This is a genomic window from Streptomyces sp. NPDC090021 (assembly GCF_044748225.1).
In the GTDB taxonomy this organism is placed as follows: domain Bacteria; phylum Actinomycetota; class Actinomycetes; order Streptomycetales; family Streptomycetaceae; genus Streptomyces.
On record NZ_JBIVFO010000035.1, the window covers coordinates 39,447 to 55,953 of the forward strand.

Consider the following 16,507-nt stretch of genomic DNA (forward strand, 5'->3'; position numbering starts at 1 on the left):
CGTGATCATCGACTGCCACGGGCACTTCACCACCGCACCGCCCCAGCTGGCCCGGTGGCGGGACCGGCAGACCGCGGCGGTCGGCGCCCCCGGGCAGGCACCCGACCCCGACGAGCTGGTCATCACCGACGACGACCTGCGCCGGGCGATCGAAGGCAACCAGCTGCGGCTCATGGACGAACGCGGAACCGACCTCACGGTCTTCTCACCGCGGGCCAGCTTCATGGCCCACCACATCGGCGACTTCGAGGTCTCCTCGGTCTGGGCCCGGATCTGCAACGACCTGGTCCACCGCGTCAGCACGCTCTACCCGGGCCGCTTCGCGATGGGCGCGATGCTGCCCCAGTCACCGGGCGTCGATCCCGCGACCTGCCTGCCCGAGCTGCGGCGCGCGGTCGAGGAACTCGGCGCGGTGGCGGTCAACCTCAACCCCGATCCCTCGGGCGGCCGGTGGACGGCGCCGCCGCTGACCGACCGTAGCTGGTACCCGCTCTACGAGGCGATGGCCGAGTACGACGTCCCCGCCATGATTCACGTCAGCACGTCCTGCAACCCGGCCTTCCACACCACCGGTGCCCACTACCTCAACGCCGACACCACGGCGTTCATGCAGCTGATCCAGGGCGACCTGTTCGCGGACTTCCCGACGCTGCGGTTCGTGATCCCGCACGGCGGCGGCGCGGTGCCCTACCACTGGGGCCGGTTCCGCGGCCTGGCGATGGCGCTGGGCAAGCCGGACCCCGAGACGCTCCTGGACAACGTCCTGTTCGACACCTGTGTCTACCACCAGCCCGGCATCGACCTGCTCACCCGGGTGATCCCCAGCCGGTCCGTCCTGTTCGCCAGCGAGATGATCGGCGCGGTCCGCGACCTCGATCCGCGCACCGGCCACCACTTCGACGACACGAAGCGGTACGTCGAGGACACCACACACCTCTCCGACGAGGAGCGGGCCGCCGTCTACTGCGGCAACGCCCTGCGCGTCTACCCCCGACTCGCCGCCCGACTCGCCGCCCGACCCGCCGCGGCCGGCCACTGACCCCAGGAGAAGAACCCATGGAGCACACCGAGATCGGTGTAGTCCACACGTCGATCGACCGCGCCGATCCCGAAGCCGTCGCCGCGCTGTCGGCGTTCGGCGTGGCGACCATCCACGAGGCCATGGGCCGAGTAGGCCTGATGCGCCCCTACGTGCGCCCGGTCTACCCGAAGGCCCGCCTGTGCGGCACCGCCGTGACCGTGCTGCTGCAGCCCGGTGACAACTGGATGCTCCACGTCGCCGCCGAGCAGATCCGGGAGGGCGACGTCGTGGTCGCGGCCTGCACGGCCGAGACCGAGGACGGCTTCTTCGGCGACCTGCTCGCCACCTCGTTCCGCTCCCGGGGAGGCCAGGGCCTGGTCATCGACGGCGGTGTGCGCGACGTGGCCGACCTGGCGGACATGGACTTTCCGGTGTTCGCACGGGCGATCAACGCCAAGGGCACGGTCAAGGCCACGCTCGGCTCGGTCAACGTGCCGGTGGTCTGCGCCAACGCCCTCGTGCGGCCCGGCGACGTCGTGGTGGCCGACGGTGACGGCGTGGTCGTGGTGCCGCGTGAACGGGCCGCCGAGGTCGCGGTGGCGGCCGCCGCCCGCGAGGCCGGCGAGGCGGACAAGCGCGCGCGGTTCCGCGCGGGCGCGCTCGGACTGGACCTGTACGGCATGCGCGGCCCGCTGGCCGCGCGCGGGCTGCGCTACGAGGACTGAGGATGACGACCGTGTTCGAGAAGGACCCCGACTGGCTCGACTGGTACACCGGTCCGAGCCGGCCCCGGTTCCGGCTGCCCGAAGGCGCCGTCGACGCGCACTGCCACGTCTTCGGCCCGGGAGCGCAGTTCCCGTTCGCACCCGAGCGGAAGTACACCCCCTGCGACGCTTCCAAGGACCAGCTCTTCGAGCTGCGCGACCACCTGGGCTTCGCCCGCAACGTCGTGGTCCAGGCGACCTGCCACGGTGCCGACAACAGCGCCTTGCTCGACGCCCTGCGGGCCTCGGGAGGCCTGGCCCGCGGCGTCGCGACGCTTCGGTCCGGGGTTCCGGACGCGCAGTTGCGGGAACTGCACGAGGCCGGAGTTCGCGGCGTACGGTTCAACTTCGTCAAGCGGCTCGTCGACGCGGCACCGCGGCAGGAGCTGTGGGACGTCGTCGAACGGATCACGCCGTACGGCTGGCACGTCGTCGTCTACTTCGAGGCAGCCGACCTCGCCGAGCTGCGCGACTTCCTGCTCTCGGTCCCGGTGCCGTTGGTCGTCGACCACATGGGCCGGCCCGATGTCGCCAAGGACCCGTACGGTGCGGAGTTCGAGGAGTTCCTGGACTTCATGCGGGCGAGGCCGGACATCTGGTGCAAGGTGACCTGCCCGGAGCGGCTGTCGGCGGCCGGCCCGCCGGCCCTCGACGGGCAGCGACACGCCTATCGCGATGTCGTCCCGTTCGCCCGGCGGGTGGTCGAGGAGTTCGCGGAGCGGGTGCTGTGGGGCACGGACTGGCCGCATCCGAATCTCGCCGACCACATGCCCGACGACGGCCTGCTCGTCGACTTCATCCCGCACATCGCGCCGACGCCACGGCTCCAGCACAAGCTCCTCGTGGACAACCCGATGCGCCTGTACTGGCCGGACGCCGGCTGACCACCGCACGATCGGAGCTCCCGCAGTGTCACTGGACAAGACCTACAAGCTGGTGCCGGGGACGACCCTCTTCGACGCCGAGCAGTCCGCCAAGGGATACCACCTCAACCAGTTCTGCATGTCGCTGATGACGGCGGACAACCGTGAGAGCTACCTCGCCGACGAGCGCGCCTACCTCGACGCGTGGCCGCTGCGCGAGGAGCAGAAGCAGGCGCTTCTCGACCGCGACCTCAACGCCGCGATGCGCGAGGGCGGCAACATCTACTTCCTCGCCAAGTGGGGTGCGGCGCTGGGCCTGTCGTTCCAGCAGATGGCGGGCTCGATGACCGGTATGACCGAGCAGGAGTACCGGGACATGATGGTCGGCGGGGGCCGCTCCGTCGAGGGCCACCGGATAGACCGCGCTGTCCTGGAGGCAGCCCACGCCGCCCCGCCGCCGTCGGCCGAACACGCCACGATCACCGGTGCGGTGTTCACCTCGCACGTGCCGGCGATCGGCGCGGCGATGGACCACGGCAAGACCGACGAGCCCTACTGGAGACCGGTGTTCGAGGGCTACGAGTACTCCAGGCAGTGGGAGCGCGAGAACGTCCCCGACGTGGTCTTCCTGGTCTACAACGACCACGCCACCGCGTTCGACCTGTCGGTGATCCCGACCTTCGTGCTCGGCACCGGCGCGGCCTACGACACCGCCGACGAGGGCTACGGGCCCCGGCCCGTCCCCGGTATCGAGGGCGACCCGGAGCTGGCCGCACACATCGCGCACGCGCTCATCGGAGACGACTTCGATCTCACCCTCGTCAACGAGATGGTCGTGGACCACGGTCTGACCGTACCGCTGTCGCTGATGTTCGGGGACGTCGAGAAGTGGCCGTGCAAGGTGATCCCGTTCCACGTCAACGTGGTGCAGTACCCCGTGCCCTCGGGCGCCAGGTGTTTCAAGCTCGGCCAGGCACTGCGCCGGGCGATCGAGTCCTACGACAAGCCGTTGAAGGTCCAGGTGTGGGGCACCGGCGGTATGAGCCACCAGTTGCAGGGCCCTCGCGCCGGCCTCATCAACCGGGACTGGGACAACGCCTTCCTGGACCGGCTGGTCGAGGATCCTGTCGCCCTGTCGCGGGTGCCGCACCTGGAGTACGTCGAGGAGGCGGGCTCGGAGGGCATCGAGCTGGTCATGTGGCTGATCGCCCGCGGGGCGATGAGCGACCTCGACGAGTCCGGGCAGGTCGAGGTCAAGCACCGCTTCTACCATGTGCCCGCGTCCAACACGGCCGTCGGCCACCTGATCCTCGAGAACCATCCGCGGGCCGAGGCGCCCGCCGTAAAGGAGTGACATGACTGCCGAGCAGACCGTCCGGATCGCCCTGGCCGGGGGCGGTGCCTTCGGCGCCAAGCACGCGGACGCACTGAAGCGCATCGAAGGCGTCGAGGTCGCCGCCGTGGTGAGCAGCACCCTTGAGAGCGCCCGGAGGTTCGCGGAGGAGCAGGGCGTCGGCCGTGGCGTCGCGACCCTGGAGGAGGCGCTGGCGATGGACGACATCGACGCCGTCATCCTCGCCACGCCCACGCAGCTGCACGCCGCGCAGACGCTGGCCTGTCTGGAGGCGGGCAAGCACGTCCAGGTCGAGATCCCGCTGGCCTCCTCGCTCGGCGACGCCGAGGCGTGCCTGGCGGCACAGCAGCGCACCGGCCTCGTCGCGATGGTGGGGCACACCCGGCGCTTCAACCCCAGCCACCAGTGGGTGCGTCAGCAGATCCAGGCCGGGGAGTACCGCATCCAGCAGATGGATGTGCAGACCTACTTCTTCCGCCGCACCAACCTCAACGCCCTCGGCCGGCCGCGCTCTTGGACCGACCACCTGCTGTGGCACCACGCCGCGCACACCGTCGATCTCTTCGCCCACCAGACCGGCTCGCCGATCGTGCAGGCCAACGCGATCCAGGGCCCGATCCACCCCGACCTCGGCATAGCCATGGACATGTCCATCCAGCTGCGTGCGGAGAACGGCGCCCTCTGCACCCTGTCGTTGTCGTTCAACAACGACGGGCCGCTCGGCACGGTCTTCCGCTACATCGGCGACACCGGCACCTACATAGCGCGATATGACGACCTGGCCACCGGCAAGGACGAGCCGATCGACGTGAGCGGGATCGACGTGTCGATGGACGGCATCGAACTGCAGGACCGCGAGTTCGTCGCCGCCATCCGCGAGGGTCGGGAACCGAACTCCTCCATCGCCCAGGTGATGGCCTGCTACCGGACGCTGGCCGCCCTCGAAGAACAGCTCGACGCCGCCCCGGCCTCGTGACCGAGGCACCGGGGGCCGGCCCTGGCTGCGCCCACTCGGGCCACCTTCGAGGACCTGGCCGGTCCCCGGTCGCCTCGCCGGCCTGTGCACGGGGCAGGCGCGGTCAGTAGACGCCGGTGGGAACCGGGGTGCCGACGCCGGTCCGCAGCGACCAACGGTCAGGGGCCGTTCTGGATCACTCCAGAACGGCCCCTGACCTGCGACTCTCTCGAGTCGGGACGACAGGATTTGAACCTGCGACCCCTTGACCCCCAGTCAAGTGCGCTACCAAGCTGCGCCACGTCCCGATGTACCTTCGACCTGCGGGTTTCCCCGTGCTCGGCGGCACATGCAGAACATTACCCCACGCCGGGGGGTGTGCATGCACGGGTGATCGGCGAGGGGGAGGATGGGGTGGTGAACACACGGGACCGGAACGGGCAGGGGCGGGCGAGGAACGCCCGGCCGAGGGACGGGCTGGGGCGGCCGCTGCCCTACGGTGCACCCGGTGTGGAGCGGCAGCCCGAGGGGGTCGTGCGCTCGCCCGCCGAGACGGTGCGGGAGGCTCAGAGGCTGCTGGACGCGGGCATGCCCTTCCACGCGCACGAGGTGTTCGAGGACGCCTGGAAGTCCGGCCCGGTGGCCTCGGCCCCGTTGTGGCGGGGGCTGGCGCAGCTCGCCGTCGGGCTGACGCACGCCGCCCGCGGGAACGCGGTGGGCGGGGCGCGGCTGCTGCGGCGCGGGGCCGACGGGATCGAGGGGCTGCACGGAGCCCCGTACGGGATCGACGTGCCGGGCCTGGTCCGCTGGGCCAGGGAGCTGGCGGGCCGGGTGGAGGGGGCCGGCCCGGCCGTCGACGCCGCGCGCGAGGCGCCGCGGCTAGCCGGCGGGCTGGAGTAGGTCCCAGCGGTTGCCGTACAGGTCCTCGAAGACGGCGACGGAGCCGTACGGTTCGTGGCGCGGGGCCTCCAGGAAGCGGACGCCCTCGGCGGTCATCCGGGCGTGGTCGCGGGCGAAGTCGTCGGTGTGGAGGAAGAAGCCGACGCGGCCGCCGGTCTGGTCGCCCACACGGGAGCGCTGGGCTTCGTCCTTGGCGCGGGCGAGCAGGAGGGCGGATTCGGTGGCGCCGGGCGGGCGGACGACCACCCAACGGGAGCCGTCCGGGCGGGGCGTGTCCTCGGCCAGGCCGAAGCCGAGGGCGCGCGTGTAGAAGTCGATGGCCTCGTCGTAGTCGTGGACCACGAGGGCGGTCAGGGCGATGTGGGATGACATGCCCTCATTGTGCTGCGAGGAGCACGACCTCCAGGGTGCGGGGCCCGTGCACGCCTTCCACCCGGTCCAGTTCGATGTCGCTGGTGGCGGAGGGTCCGGAGATCCAGGTCAGGGTCCGGGCGGGGTCGAGCCGGTCTAGTGCCTGCGGTACGGAGTCCACCGCCTGCTCCGGTACCCGGATCACGCAGACGTGGTGGTCCGGGATCAGGGTGATGCGGCGCCGGCCCTGGTCGGGGGCGCCGTCGAGGACGATCGTTCCGGTCTCGGCGACGGCCAGGGCGCAGCCGGTGACCACGCTGTCGACCCGGTCCAGGTCCTGCGCGCGGCGGCGGGGAACTCGGTGAGCTCGTACACCCGCGGCGCGAGATCCGCGGCCGCGTCCGTGAGCTCCGTGCCGCGCCCTTCCCGCTCCGCCTTCCGGCCGATGCGCGGGTAGTGCTCGCGCAGCATCGCGGCGCAGGAGCCGGAGGGGGTGACGACGTACTCGTGGCCGGCGAAGGCCGCCGCGGTGCGGCGCAGCAGCGGTTCGGTCTCGCGCCGGTAGCCCGTGTTGTACTGCGGCTGCCCGCAGCAGCTCTGGCCCGCCGGGAAGTCCACGGCGACGCCGGTACGCGGGTACAACGCGTCGTTGACGCAGGTGACGAACAGGGCGGCAGGCATGGTGGGCACAATAGCCCGGTGAAGAAGTTCTCAGTGATCGGCATAGGCGCGGGCGACCCGGACCATCTGACCCTCCAGGCGGTCAGGGCGATCGGCGCGGCGGACGCGTTCCTCATCCTGGAGAAGGGCGAGGAGAAGGCGGACCTGACCGGGCTGCGGCGCGCGATGCTCGACGCGCACGCCCGCCCCGGCCACCGGCTGGTGGAGGGCCGCGACCCGGACCGGGACCGGACGCCCGCCGACTACGCCCCGACGGTGGACGGCTGGCGCAGTGCGCGGGCGGAGCTCTTCGAGCGGTTCATCGCGGAGGACCTGGCGGACGGGGAGACCGGCGCGTTCCTGGTGTGGGGCGACCCGTCGCTCTACGACTCCACCCTCGCGATCCTCGACGAGGTGCTGGAGCGCGGCCGGGTGGCCTTCGAGCACGAGGTCGTGCCCGGCATCAGCAGCGTCTCCGCGCTGCTGGCACGGCACCGGACCAATCTGAACCGGGTCGGACGGCCGGTCCAGATCACCACCGGGCGACGGCTGGCCGAGGGCTGGCCGGCCGACGTGGACGACGTGGTGGTGATGCTGGACGCACGGCACGCCTTCACCGCCCATCTGGACCAGGACCTGTACATCTACTGGGGGGCCTACGTGGGCACCCCGGACGAGATCCTGGTGCAGGGCAGGCTGGCGGAGGTCGCGGGCCGGATCGAGGAGCTGCGGACCGAGGCCCGTGCCCGCAAGGGCTGGATCATGGACACCTACCTGCTCCGGCGTCCGTAGGACGTGTCCGCGAGGCCTGCAGGCCTCGCGGGTACGCCGCCCCGTTGCCCTTCTCGTGGCCCCGGCCCGCCCGGCATCTGAGCAGCGGTGGTGCCGTCAGGCCAGGTGGGCCGGCAGGGCGGCCGCGAGGCGCGCGTACTCCTCGGGCCGGTTGTAGATCTGCCCGCAGATCCGGATGCCGCCGCCGCCCGGCCAGGGCCAGATCAGCACCCTGGTGCGCAGCCGCGCCGCGATCTCCTCGCGCAGCTCGCGGGCGCCGTCCGGGGTCTCGGCGACGCCGGGAGGCAGCCGCAGGGAGCGCATGGCCAGGCCTTCGGTGTGCGGGAGGGGCGTGAGCCCCGGGATCTCGGCGAGCAGCGCCGCGCCGTGGGCGGCGAGGGCGCTGTTGTGGGCCCGGACCTTGGCCGCGTCGAGGGCTTCGATCAGGTCGAGCCCTTCGGGTGCGGCGAGCCAGCCGGTGTAGTCGGCGGTGGCGCGGTTCTCGACGGAGCGCGGGAAGCCGTGCCCGTCCTCCCAGGACGGTACGAGGGCCCGGACGCGGTGGCGGTGCTGCGGGGCGACGGCGAGCAGGGCGGTGCCGGACGGGGCGTAGCCCCACTTGTGGAGGTTGCCGAACCAGAAGTCGGCGCCGCCGGCGAGCGGGGCGGCGAGCATCCCGGGGGCGTGGGCGCCGTCGACGACGGTGGTGACGCCGCGCTCGCGCAGTTCGGCGAGGAGCCTGGGCGAGGCGATGAGCCGCGCGGTGGGCGAGCTGACGTGGTCGAGTACCGCGACCCGGGTACGGGGGGTCAGCGCGGCCAGGACGGTCTCGCGGACGGCTTCCTCGTCGGGCAGGCCGGGGTCCAGGGCGACCGTGGTGACCGGGGCGCGGCGGGCGGCGGCCGCGGTGACGGTGCCGTAGCCGTGGTCCGTCACGAGGATCTCGTCCCCGTCGGCGAGCGGAACGGCGTCGAGGGCGAGGTTGGCGCCTTCGGTGGCGTTGGCGATGAAGGCGAGGCCGTCGGGGTCGGCGGCGAGGTGTGCGGCGATCCGGGTGCGGGCCTGTTCGAGGCGGTCCGGCAGGGCGATGAAGAAGGCGTCGGGGTCGGCGTGCGCCTCGGCCCGGAGCGCGGCCTGGGCCTCCTGGACGGGTACCGGGACCGCGCCGAAGGAACCGTGGTTGAGGTGGGCGACGCGCGGGTCGAGGCGGAAGAGGGCGGGCCCGCCGGGGAACGCGCCCGGCCCGCCCCCTGCGGGGGGCTCGGCGGTGCGGTCGGCGGGGCGGGTCGTCTCGGTCACGGGACCTCCGGGGTGCGGCGCGGCTGTCGCCGGGATCATCCCCCGCCACCGCACCCCCCGGAAAGCCCGCCCCCGGCCACCCGTCCGGAACTCGCCCCGCCTACGGTTCGCGGCCGCTTGTGGCCGCGTGGTACTGGAGGTCCTGGACCTCCACCTCGTGGTCGACGCGGAACGGCAGGTCGACCTTGGCCGTTGCCTTCCCGTCCCGGACGACGTGGGCCGCGCTGGTGCCCGTCTTCAGCGGCAGCAGCTTGGAGTGGATCCCGGCCGGGGCGTCGTGGCCGCCCCGGGTCGTGCCGACGGTCGTGCGCACGGACGCGGGTTCGGTCAGGAAGCTGAGCACCTCCACCGTGTCGCGGGCGGGAGCGCTCCCCTTGCGCAGCGACATGACCAGCGACTGGTCGCCCGTGGGGTCCGCGTCCGCGAACTGCGTGCGCGCCGAGAGGTACAGGGTGTCCCGGACGATCTTCGGCCAGCCGCCCGTCTTGAACCGGGTCAGGTAGTACGAGGTCAGGTCGAGGTAGGCGTGGCCGTTGTGCAGCGACGGTGCGAACTGGCTGCCCTCGGAGTAGTCGTTCCAGGTGGTGAGCTGGACCCAGTCGGCGCCGTCCTCGATGGCGCGCGTCCATGTGGCGCGCAGGGTCGCGGTGTTGCCGGCCTCGTCGTAGATGCCCTGGTTGGGTCGTGCGTCCTGCACGGACACGGGCTGCATCCAGATCTTGCCCATGCCGTGGGCCCGCCGGACGTCGCGTGTGGAGCTCTCCTGGCCGACGTAGCTGCGGCTGCCCCACTCGGAGAACCCGTGGCTGATCGGGGCGAAGTCGCCGCTGTGGGCGCCGAAGTCGAGGAAGAGCGGGACGAAGGCGGTGCGGATGCCGTGGTCCGCCTCAAGGACCCGGATGACCTCCTTCCACCAGGTCACGCTCTTCGCCTCCGCCTTGAAGGGGGAGACGACGAGCCGGCCGTCGGGGAGCCGGTGTGCGGCGGAGGCGTCGGCGAGCGTGGCGACGGCCCCGGCGAGCACGCGCGGGTCGTCGGTCTTCAGCGAGGTCATGTCCGGCATCAGCATGATCTTGAAGGAGGGGTCCACGGAACGGGCCGCCGCCATGAGGAGGTTGCAACGGTCCCAGTTCCTGCCCGAGAGGGAGAGCAGGTCGAGGGTGAAGCCGTCGATACCGGCGGCACGTGCCGTGCGTACCTCCTGCTGGAGGTTGGCGTACTCCCAGTCGCCGCTCTTGGGCGTGACCGGCAGCGGGCGGTCGCGCAGCAGGCCGCCGTACCTGCCGTGTTTGCCACTCTCGCCGTCGGGGTTGAGGTAGTTGCGCGTGTAGTAGTCGCTGTCCGCGCCCGCGTTGTCGAGGGAGAGCGGGTACGGGGTGAAGTAGTGGGCGAACACCAGCTTCTTGCCCGCTTCGCCGGAGCGCAGGGCGGCCGGCTGGGGCATGTCGAAGGGCAGGGCGCCGGCCGGGCGCCCGGTACCGGAGTCCACCGCTCCGTCGGGATTGCCCTTGGCCGCCGCGCCCTTGGTGGGCGCCGGGCTCTGCTCCGGCTGCGGCTCGGCCGTGCCGGTGTCCGGGCCGGAGCCGGGCCCGGTCGCCTGCGGGGCGGCGGCGCCCTGGGCCGTGGCGTTCTGCTCGGGGGTCCCGCTGAGCGGGTCCCAGGCGATGCCGGCGGCCGCGCAGACGCCGACGAGGAGGAAGGCGGAGAGCACCATGGCCAGGAGCGGCCGACCGCCCCGCACGGCGGGCCGGCGCCGGTGCGAGACGGGCCGTTCCGCCCGGTCCCCGCCGCGCGTTCTTCGTCCTGCTCGCCGGTCCGTACGCCGGTCCGCTGTCATGCTGGCCCCTCCCGCGATGGCACCCCGGTGGGGGCTGGACAGCAGTAGAGCCCATTACCGGCTCCCGGACAACCGTTCCCAGGAGCGGGGCCCTGGCACGTACGTCACACGCACGACGGGAACTACGCAGACCGCGGGGTCAGTCGGAGACGGGCCCGGGGCGCCCCGGCCGGCCCCGTCCCGCGGGTGGCGCAGCCCTGCGGAGCCCGGCGTTCCACGCGTCGTCGGATCGTGCGCGCGGGCACCCGGATCCGCTGACCCGTGACCCGGCGCCCGGCCGAGGGCGGCGGCGGTCACAGCACCGGGTCGGCGCCGCCGTGGCGTACCAGGTGCCGACGGCCTCGACCGGGCAGGCGGGGCCGGTGTCCACGACGGCCTGCCGGCAGGTCCCCACGGCGCTCCCCCTCCCCTGCGCACGGGGGCGGCCCTACCGCCGCGTGTCGCGCGGAAGGCCCTGACCTGGGCGGGAGCGGACCCCCTGACCGGAATGCGACATTCCCCTAGCGATACGGCGCAAGTGGCGCATAATCGTCGTCACGCGGCCGGAAGATCCCTGTGGGCGCGGCCGTACTTGGTCACGCATGCGATGGGGGGCATCGTGCCGATGGGGGAATCAGGGTCGACCGAAAGGCTCCCGGCGACCTCCGCCGAGATGTCCCGGCTGCTCACCGCCGTCCGACGGGGGCGGGTGCTCACCGTCGCGGGCGGGTTCCGCGAGCCGCGGAGCCTGCTGGTGCGGGAGATCGCGCGGCGGCTCGCGTCCAACTTCTACGACGGGGTGGCCGTCGTGGACCTCGATCCGCTGGAGGGCCGCTACGGCGTCCGCGAACTGACGGCCGAGCTGGGCTCCGTACCGGGCGTGTCCGCGCCACCCTGCGCAACGACGACGTACGCGGCGTCGTGGCTGGCCGAGCGGGACATGCTGCTCGTCCTGGACGGCACCGAGCAGCTGGGCCAGGACGCCCTGGCCTGGCTGCGCAGACTGCTGGCCGTGGCCCCGGGGCTGCGGATCCTGGCCGCCGGACGGTCCCCGCTGGCCTTCGAGCAGGAGCGCATCCACCGCCTGTGACCCCGCGTATCCGCCCACCGCCCCGTGCCCGGCCGGGCACGGGTCCGCCCCGGCCGGGCCCGGGGCCGACCGGGGCGGAACGCGTCGACGGGTGTCAGCCGAGCAGGCCGAGCGCCTCGTTCAGAGTCGCGGAGGGGCGCATGATCGCCGCGGCCTTGGCCGGGTCGGGCTGGTAGTAGCCGCCGATCTCGGCCGGGGAGCCCTGCACCGCGACGAGCTCACCGACGATGGCCTCCTCGCGCTCGGCGAGGGTCTTGGCGAGCGGCTCGAAGGCCGCGGCCAGCTTCGGGTCGTCGATCTGGCGGGACAGCTCCTGCGCCCAGTACAGGGCGAGGTAGAAGTGGCTGCCGCGGTTGTCGATGCCGCCCAGCTTGCGGCTCGGCGACTTGTCCTCGCCCAGGAAGGTGCCGGTCGCGCGGTCCAGGGTGTCGGCCAGCACCTGGGCGCGGGCGTTGCCGGTGGTGGTGGCGAGGTGCTCGAAGCTGGCCGCCAGCGCGAAGAACTCACCCAGGCTGTCCCAGCGCAGGTAGTTCTCCTTGACCAGCTGCTGCACGTGCTTCGGGGCGGAGCCGCCGGCGCCCGTCTCGAAGAGACCGCCGCCGTTCATGAGCGGGACGACCGACAGCATCTTGGCGCTGGTGCCCAGCTCCAGGATCGGGAAGAGGTCGGTCAGGTAGTCACGCAGCACGTTGCCGGTCACCGAGATGGTGTCCTCGCCGCGGCGGATGCGCTCCAGGGAGTACTTCGTGGCCTCGACCGGGGAGAGGATCTCGATGGTGAGGCCCTCGGTGTCGTGCTCCGCGAGGTACGCCTTGACCTTGGCGATCAGCTGCGCGTCGTGGGCGCGGTTCTCGTCGAGCCAGAAGACGGCCGGGGCGCCGGTGGCGCGGGCGCGGGTGACGGCGAGCTTGACCCAGTCCTGGATGGGCAGGTCCTTGGTCTGGCAGGCGCGGAAGATGTCGCCTGCGGCGACCTCCTGCTCCAGGACCGTGTTGCCCGCGGCGTCGACGACGCGGACGGTGCCCGCGGCGGCGATCTCGAAGGTCTTGTCGTGGCTGCCGTACTCCTCGGCCTTCTGCGCCATGAGGCCGACGTTCGGCACGGAGCCCATGGTGGCGGGGTCGAAGGCGCCGTGGGCGCGGCAGTCGTCGACGACGGCCTGGTAGACACCGGCGTAGCTGCTGTCCGGGAGGACGGCGAGGGTGTCGGCCTCGTTGCCGTCGGGGCCCCACATGTGGCCCGAGGTGCGGATCATGGCCGGCATGGAGGCGTCGACGATCACGTCGGACGGCACGTGCAGGTTGGTGATGCCCTTGTCCGAGTCGACCATGGCGAGGGCCGGGCCCTCGGCGATCTCGGCGTCGATGGAGGCCTTGATCGCGTCGCCCTCGGGCAGGGAGCCCAGGCCGTTCAGGATGGCGCCGAGGCCGTCGTTGGGCGACAGGCCGGCGGCGGCGAGGGTCTCGCCGTAGCGGGCGAAGGTCTTCGGCAGGAAGGCGCGGACCACGTGACCGAAGACGATCGGGTCGGAGACCTTCATCATCGTGGCCTTGAGGTGCACGGAGAACAGGACGTTCTCGGCCTTGGCACGCTCGATCTGGTCGTTGAGGAAGGTGCGCAGCGCGTCGACGTGCATGACGGACGCGTCGACGACCTCGCCGGCGAGGACCGGTACGGACTCGCGCAGCACGGTGACGGCGCCGTCGGCGGCGACGTGCTCGATACGCAGGGTGCCGGCCTCGGCGATGACGGCGGACTTCTCGGTGGAGCGGAAGTCGTTCGCGCCCATGGTGGCGACGTTCGTCTTCGACTCGGGGGTCCAGGCGCCCATGCGGTGCGGGTGGGTCTTGGCGTAGTTCTTGACCGAGCCGGGGGCGCGTCGGTCGGAGTTGCCCTCGCGCAGGACCGGGTTGACGGCGCTGCCCTTGACCTTGTCGTAGCGGGCGCGGATGTCGCGCTCCTCGTCGGTCTTCGGGTCGTCCGGGTAGTCCGGGAGGGCGTAGCCCTGGGCCTGGAGCTCGGCGACCGCGGCCTTCAGCTGCGGGATCGAAGCCGAGATGTTCGGAAGCTTGATGATGTTGGCTTCCGGGGTCTTCGCCAGCTCGCCGAGCTCGGCGAGGGCGTCGGCGATCCGCTGGCCCTCCTCAAGGTACTCGGGGAACACGGCGATGATCCGACCGGCCAGGGAGATGTCACGGGTCTCGACATTCACACCGGCCGTCGACGCGTACGCCTGGACCACAGGCAGGAAGGAATACGTCGCGAGGGCCGGGGCCTCGTCAGTGTGCGTGTAGATGATGGTCGAGTCAGTCACCGGATGCTCCGCTCCACAGTCTGCGTCTCTCGTCTGCAACATTGCTCGACATCAAGATATCTCGTGATCGGGCCGGTCAGCACAGCCCCCGGCCGCCAGTCCGCGAGACGCATGTCACGCGGGCTCCGGCGGGCCCCGGAAAAGGCGAGAGCGCCGCCCCCGGCTGTTCCCGGCCGGGGGCGGCGCTCAGGCGTTCAGGCCCGCGGGCCAGGTCAGGCCGCGAGGACCTTCGGGTTCGAGCCGTACTTGTTCGGCTGCTCGTTGCCCGGGAGGGCCCACATGACGATCAGGGCGATCCAGCCGAGGAACGGGATGAAGTAGAGCAGCAGCCACCAGGCGGACTTGTCCGTGTCGTGCAGACGACGGACCGCGAGACCGAGGGACGGCAGCAGGATCGCCAGGCTGTACAGGCCGGAGAGGATGCCGCTCGCACCGATGACGGTGTCGATGATCCAGAGGACGGTCGAGACGGCCAGGTTGCACAGGAAGAACATCCAGAATTCCTGGCGGCGGGCGCGGCCCGAGAAGACGACGTACTTCTTCAGAACGTCTACGTAGTAGTTCATGGGTCCCCCCAGAGGACGGTGTGTTCGGCCCGTCCTGCTGGAGCAAGCCGGGGCAGAACTTATGCCCCCCTTACGTCGGGGTCAAGCCACTTACGGGACCGGCAAATCAGCCGGACTGCCCGATTTCCGGCACCGGAGTTACGCGTTACGGGACACAACCACGACGCCATGTCCCGGGACGTCCGAATCGTCCTCGCGAGAGGCCTACTTGACACCCCGGGAGCCACCCGGATCGTTATGCACATCGTTACCGCGCCGCGACACCACGGCCGCCCGCCGGCCGGTGCCTTCAACCGATGCGGAAGGAGTCGCCGTAGACCTTCCAGTCGCTCCCCTCTCCCCCGGCGGGCCGCTTCGCCACGAGGTGGATCGGGACCGCTCCGGCGCCGTCCGGCTCCGGGACGGCGACGATTGCGCACGAGTCTCCCCGGACGTAGGCCGTCAGGCGACCGTGACCGTAGTGGAGTTCGGCCAGGACGGAGGACGGCGCCCCCGACGTCGGCCGGGAGGCCGCCGGCCACCTGGACCGCTTCCAGACGGTCGAGCGGGGTGAAGCGGGCACCGCCTGCGGCGGGTTCGTCCCCCGGGGCGGCTCCGCCGCTCGCGCATCCCGCGAGCGACAGGGCCACGACGGCGGCGGCGCGGGCCACGGTGCCTAAGCCGCGGGCCATGTCAGAGCCAGCCGTTGCGACGGAAGCCGCGGTGGATGACGAAGCAGGCGAGCGCCATCACGGCGAGGACGAGCGGGTAGCCGTACGTCCAGTGCAGCTCCGGCATGTGGTCGAAGTTCATGCCGTAGACACCGCAGACCATGGTGGGGACGGCCACGATCGCCGCCCATGCCGTGATCTTGCGCATGTCCTCGTTCTGGGCGACCGTCACCTGCGCGAGGTGGGCCTGGAGGATGGAGTCCAGGAGGTTGTCGTAGGCGCCGATCTGGTCGGTGGCCCGGGTCACGTGGTCGGCCACGTCCCGGAAGTACGCGCGGATCTCCGGCGGGATGACCGGTATCGGCTGCGTGGCCAGCTGTTCGAGCGGGCGGCCCAGTGGTGCCACCGCCCTGCGCAGCGCCAGGAGTTCGCGCTTGAGCTGGTAGATCCGGCCGGCGTCGCCGCGCCCGCCGTCCTCGCTGAACACCGCGGTCTCCACGGCGTCGATGTCGTTCTGCACGGCGTCCGTGACGGCCATGTAGTCGTCGACCACGTGGTCGGCGATGGCGTGCAGGACCGCCGCCGGCCCCTTGAGCAACTGCTCCGGGTCGCTCTCCAGTTCCTCGCGCACCGGGCCCAGGGTGCTGCGGCCGCCGTGCCGGATGGTGATGACGAAGTCCTGGCCGGTGAAGGCCATCAGCTCGCCGGTCTCCACCACCTCGCTGGTCGCGGTCAGCTCCTCGTGCTCCACGTAGCGCACGGTCCTGAAGACGGAGAACAGCGTGTCGCCGTAGCGTTCCACCTTGGGCCGCTGGTGCGCGTGCACGGCGTCCTCGACGGCGAGCGGGTGCAGGCCGAACAGCTCCGCGAGCCCGGCGAGCTCCGCCTGCTCGGGCTCGTGCAGGCCGATCCAGACGAAGCCGTCGCCCGTCTTGCGGACCCGGCGCAGCGCCTCCTCGACCTCCGAGCAGTCCTCCTGCCGTACCCCGTCCCGGTAGACGAGGCAGTTGACCACCGCGCTGCCGAGCGGGGAGCGTGCGGGGTGGCTGAGGTCGACGGCCCTGCGGTAGCTGCGCCGCACGGCCCGGCGCAGGTTGCTGAACATGGACAACGGCGTACTCCCCTTCGGCGGA

At 71.8% G+C, this 16,507-nt stretch carries 16 protein-coding genes, 1 tRNA gene and 1 pseudogene; 8 read left to right on the forward strand and 10 right to left on the reverse strand.

The window, feature by feature from the left end; genetic code table 11:
• Position 1: 1 nt before the first annotated feature.
• Genes ACIPXC_RS25880 through ACIPXC_RS25900 form a run of 5 tightly spaced genes read left to right on the forward strand, consistent with a single transcriptional unit; the run spans position 2 to position 4,978 of the window.
• The gene (locus ACIPXC_RS25880) at positions 2-1,039 is read left to right on the forward strand and encodes an amidohydrolase family protein (RefSeq protein WP_401622753.1); all 1,038 of its coding nucleotides are present in this window, start codon (positions 2-4) and stop codon (positions 1,037-1,039) included.
• Between the two features lie 17 nt (positions 1,040-1,056).
• Complete coding sequence (gene ligK / locus ACIPXC_RS25885; protein ID WP_401622756.1) at positions 1,057-1,746, forward strand: 4-carboxy-4-hydroxy-2-oxoadipate aldolase/oxaloacetate decarboxylase; 690 nt, start codon at positions 1,057-1,059, stop codon at positions 1,744-1,746.
• A 2-nt stretch (positions 1,747-1,748) separates the two neighbouring features.
• Complete coding sequence (locus ACIPXC_RS25890) at positions 1,749-2,669, forward strand: amidohydrolase family protein (protein WP_401622759.1); 921 nt, start codon at positions 1,749-1,751, stop codon at positions 2,667-2,669.
• A gap of 25 nt (positions 2,670-2,694) precedes the next feature.
• The gene (gene ligA, locus ACIPXC_RS25895) at positions 2,695-4,002 is read left to right on the forward strand and encodes a protocatechuate 4,5-dioxygenase subunit alpha (RefSeq protein WP_401622762.1); all 1,308 of its coding nucleotides are present in this window, start codon (positions 2,695-2,697) and stop codon (positions 4,000-4,002) included.
• Between the two features lies 1 nt (position 4,003).
• Complete coding sequence (locus tag ACIPXC_RS25900) at positions 4,004-4,978, forward strand: Gfo/Idh/MocA family oxidoreductase (protein ID WP_401622764.1); 975 nt, start codon at positions 4,004-4,006, stop codon at positions 4,976-4,978.
• Between the two features lie 213 nt (positions 4,979-5,191).
• Here ACIPXC_RS25900 and ACIPXC_RS25905 read toward each other — a convergent pair.
• Positions 5,192-5,265: transfer RNA gene (locus tag ACIPXC_RS25905), tRNA-Pro, on the reverse strand.
• A gap of 109 nt (positions 5,266-5,374) precedes the next feature.
• Here ACIPXC_RS25905 and ACIPXC_RS25910 point away from each other — a divergent pair.
• On the forward strand, positions 5,375-5,857 hold the full coding sequence (locus ACIPXC_RS25910; RefSeq protein ID WP_401622767.1) for a DUF309 domain-containing protein: 483 nt from the start codon (positions 5,375-5,377) through the stop codon (positions 5,855-5,857).
• On the opposite strand, the gene ACIPXC_RS25915 is transcribed toward ACIPXC_RS25910, so the two are convergent.
• The 3 genes and pseudogenes from ACIPXC_RS25915 to ACIPXC_RS25925 form a co-directional block, all read right to left on the reverse strand.
• Positions 5,837-6,229 carry a VOC family protein gene (locus ACIPXC_RS25915; RefSeq protein ID WP_401622770.1) on the reverse strand — a complete coding sequence of 131 codons (393 nt, stop codon included), beginning with the start codon at positions 6,227-6,229 and terminating at the stop codon, positions 5,837-5,839. The genes ACIPXC_RS25910 and ACIPXC_RS25915 overlap by 21 nt on opposite strands.
• A gap of 4 nt (positions 6,230-6,233) precedes the next feature.
• The gene (locus ACIPXC_RS25920) at positions 6,234-6,803 is read right to left on the reverse strand and encodes a lactate utilization protein C (protein ID WP_401622877.1); all 570 of its coding nucleotides are present in this window, start codon (positions 6,801-6,803) and stop codon (positions 6,234-6,236) included.
• Positions 6,731-6,889, reverse strand: a pseudogene (locus tag ACIPXC_RS25925) (heterodisulfide reductase-related iron-sulfur binding cluster); the annotation flags it as partial. The pseudogene ACIPXC_RS25925 and the gene ACIPXC_RS25920, both read right to left, overlap by 73 nt.
• Positions 6,890-6,907: 18 nt before the next feature.
• On the opposite strand from ACIPXC_RS25925, the gene cobF reads away from it, so the two are divergent.
• Positions 6,908-7,660 (forward strand): precorrin-6A synthase (deacetylating), encoded by a 753-nt coding sequence (cobF, locus tag ACIPXC_RS25930; protein WP_401622772.1) that lies wholly within the window; start codon positions 6,908-6,910, stop codon positions 7,658-7,660.
• 96 nt (positions 7,661-7,756) lie between these two features.
• On the opposite strand, the gene ACIPXC_RS25935 is transcribed toward cobF, so the two are convergent.
• Complete coding sequence (locus ACIPXC_RS25935; protein ID WP_401622775.1) at positions 7,757-8,938, reverse strand: aminotransferase class V-fold PLP-dependent enzyme; 1,182 nt, start codon at positions 8,936-8,938, stop codon at positions 7,757-7,759.
• Between the two features lie 100 nt (positions 8,939-9,038).
• The gene (locus ACIPXC_RS25940; protein WP_401622777.1) at positions 9,039-10,775 is read right to left on the reverse strand and encodes a glycoside hydrolase family 71 protein; all 1,737 of its coding nucleotides are present in this window, start codon (positions 10,773-10,775) and stop codon (positions 9,039-9,041) included.
• 604 nt (positions 10,776-11,379) lie between these two features.
• On the opposite strand from ACIPXC_RS25940, the gene ACIPXC_RS25945 reads away from it, so the two are divergent.
• A complete protein-coding gene (locus ACIPXC_RS25945) occupies positions 11,380-11,844 on the forward strand; it encodes a hypothetical protein (protein WP_401622781.1) in 465 nt (154 codons plus the stop codon).
• A 94-nt stretch (positions 11,845-11,938) separates the two neighbouring features.
• On the opposite strand, the gene ACIPXC_RS25950 is transcribed toward ACIPXC_RS25945, so the two are convergent.
• The 4 genes from ACIPXC_RS25950 to corA form a co-directional block, all read right to left on the reverse strand.
• Positions 11,939-14,158 (reverse strand): NADP-dependent isocitrate dehydrogenase, encoded by a 2,220-nt coding sequence (locus ACIPXC_RS25950; protein WP_401622784.1) that lies wholly within the window; start codon positions 14,156-14,158, stop codon positions 11,939-11,941.
• A gap of 212 nt (positions 14,159-14,370) precedes the next feature.
• The gene (locus ACIPXC_RS25955; RefSeq protein ID WP_401622787.1) at positions 14,371-14,724 is read right to left on the reverse strand and encodes a DUF805 domain-containing protein; all 354 of its coding nucleotides are present in this window, start codon (positions 14,722-14,724) and stop codon (positions 14,371-14,373) included.
• Positions 14,725-15,013: 289 nt separating this feature from the next.
• Positions 15,014-15,286 (reverse strand): hypothetical protein, encoded by a 273-nt coding sequence (locus ACIPXC_RS25960; protein ID WP_401622789.1) that lies wholly within the window; start codon positions 15,284-15,286, stop codon positions 15,014-15,016.
• A 110-nt stretch (positions 15,287-15,396) separates the two neighbouring features.
• Positions 15,397-16,479: a magnesium/cobalt transporter CorA gene (corA, locus tag ACIPXC_RS25965; RefSeq protein ID WP_401622792.1), complete on the reverse strand. Its 1,083-nt coding sequence runs from the start codon at positions 16,477-16,479 to the stop codon at positions 15,397-15,399.
• Between the last annotated feature and the right edge of the window lie 28 nt (positions 16,480-16,507).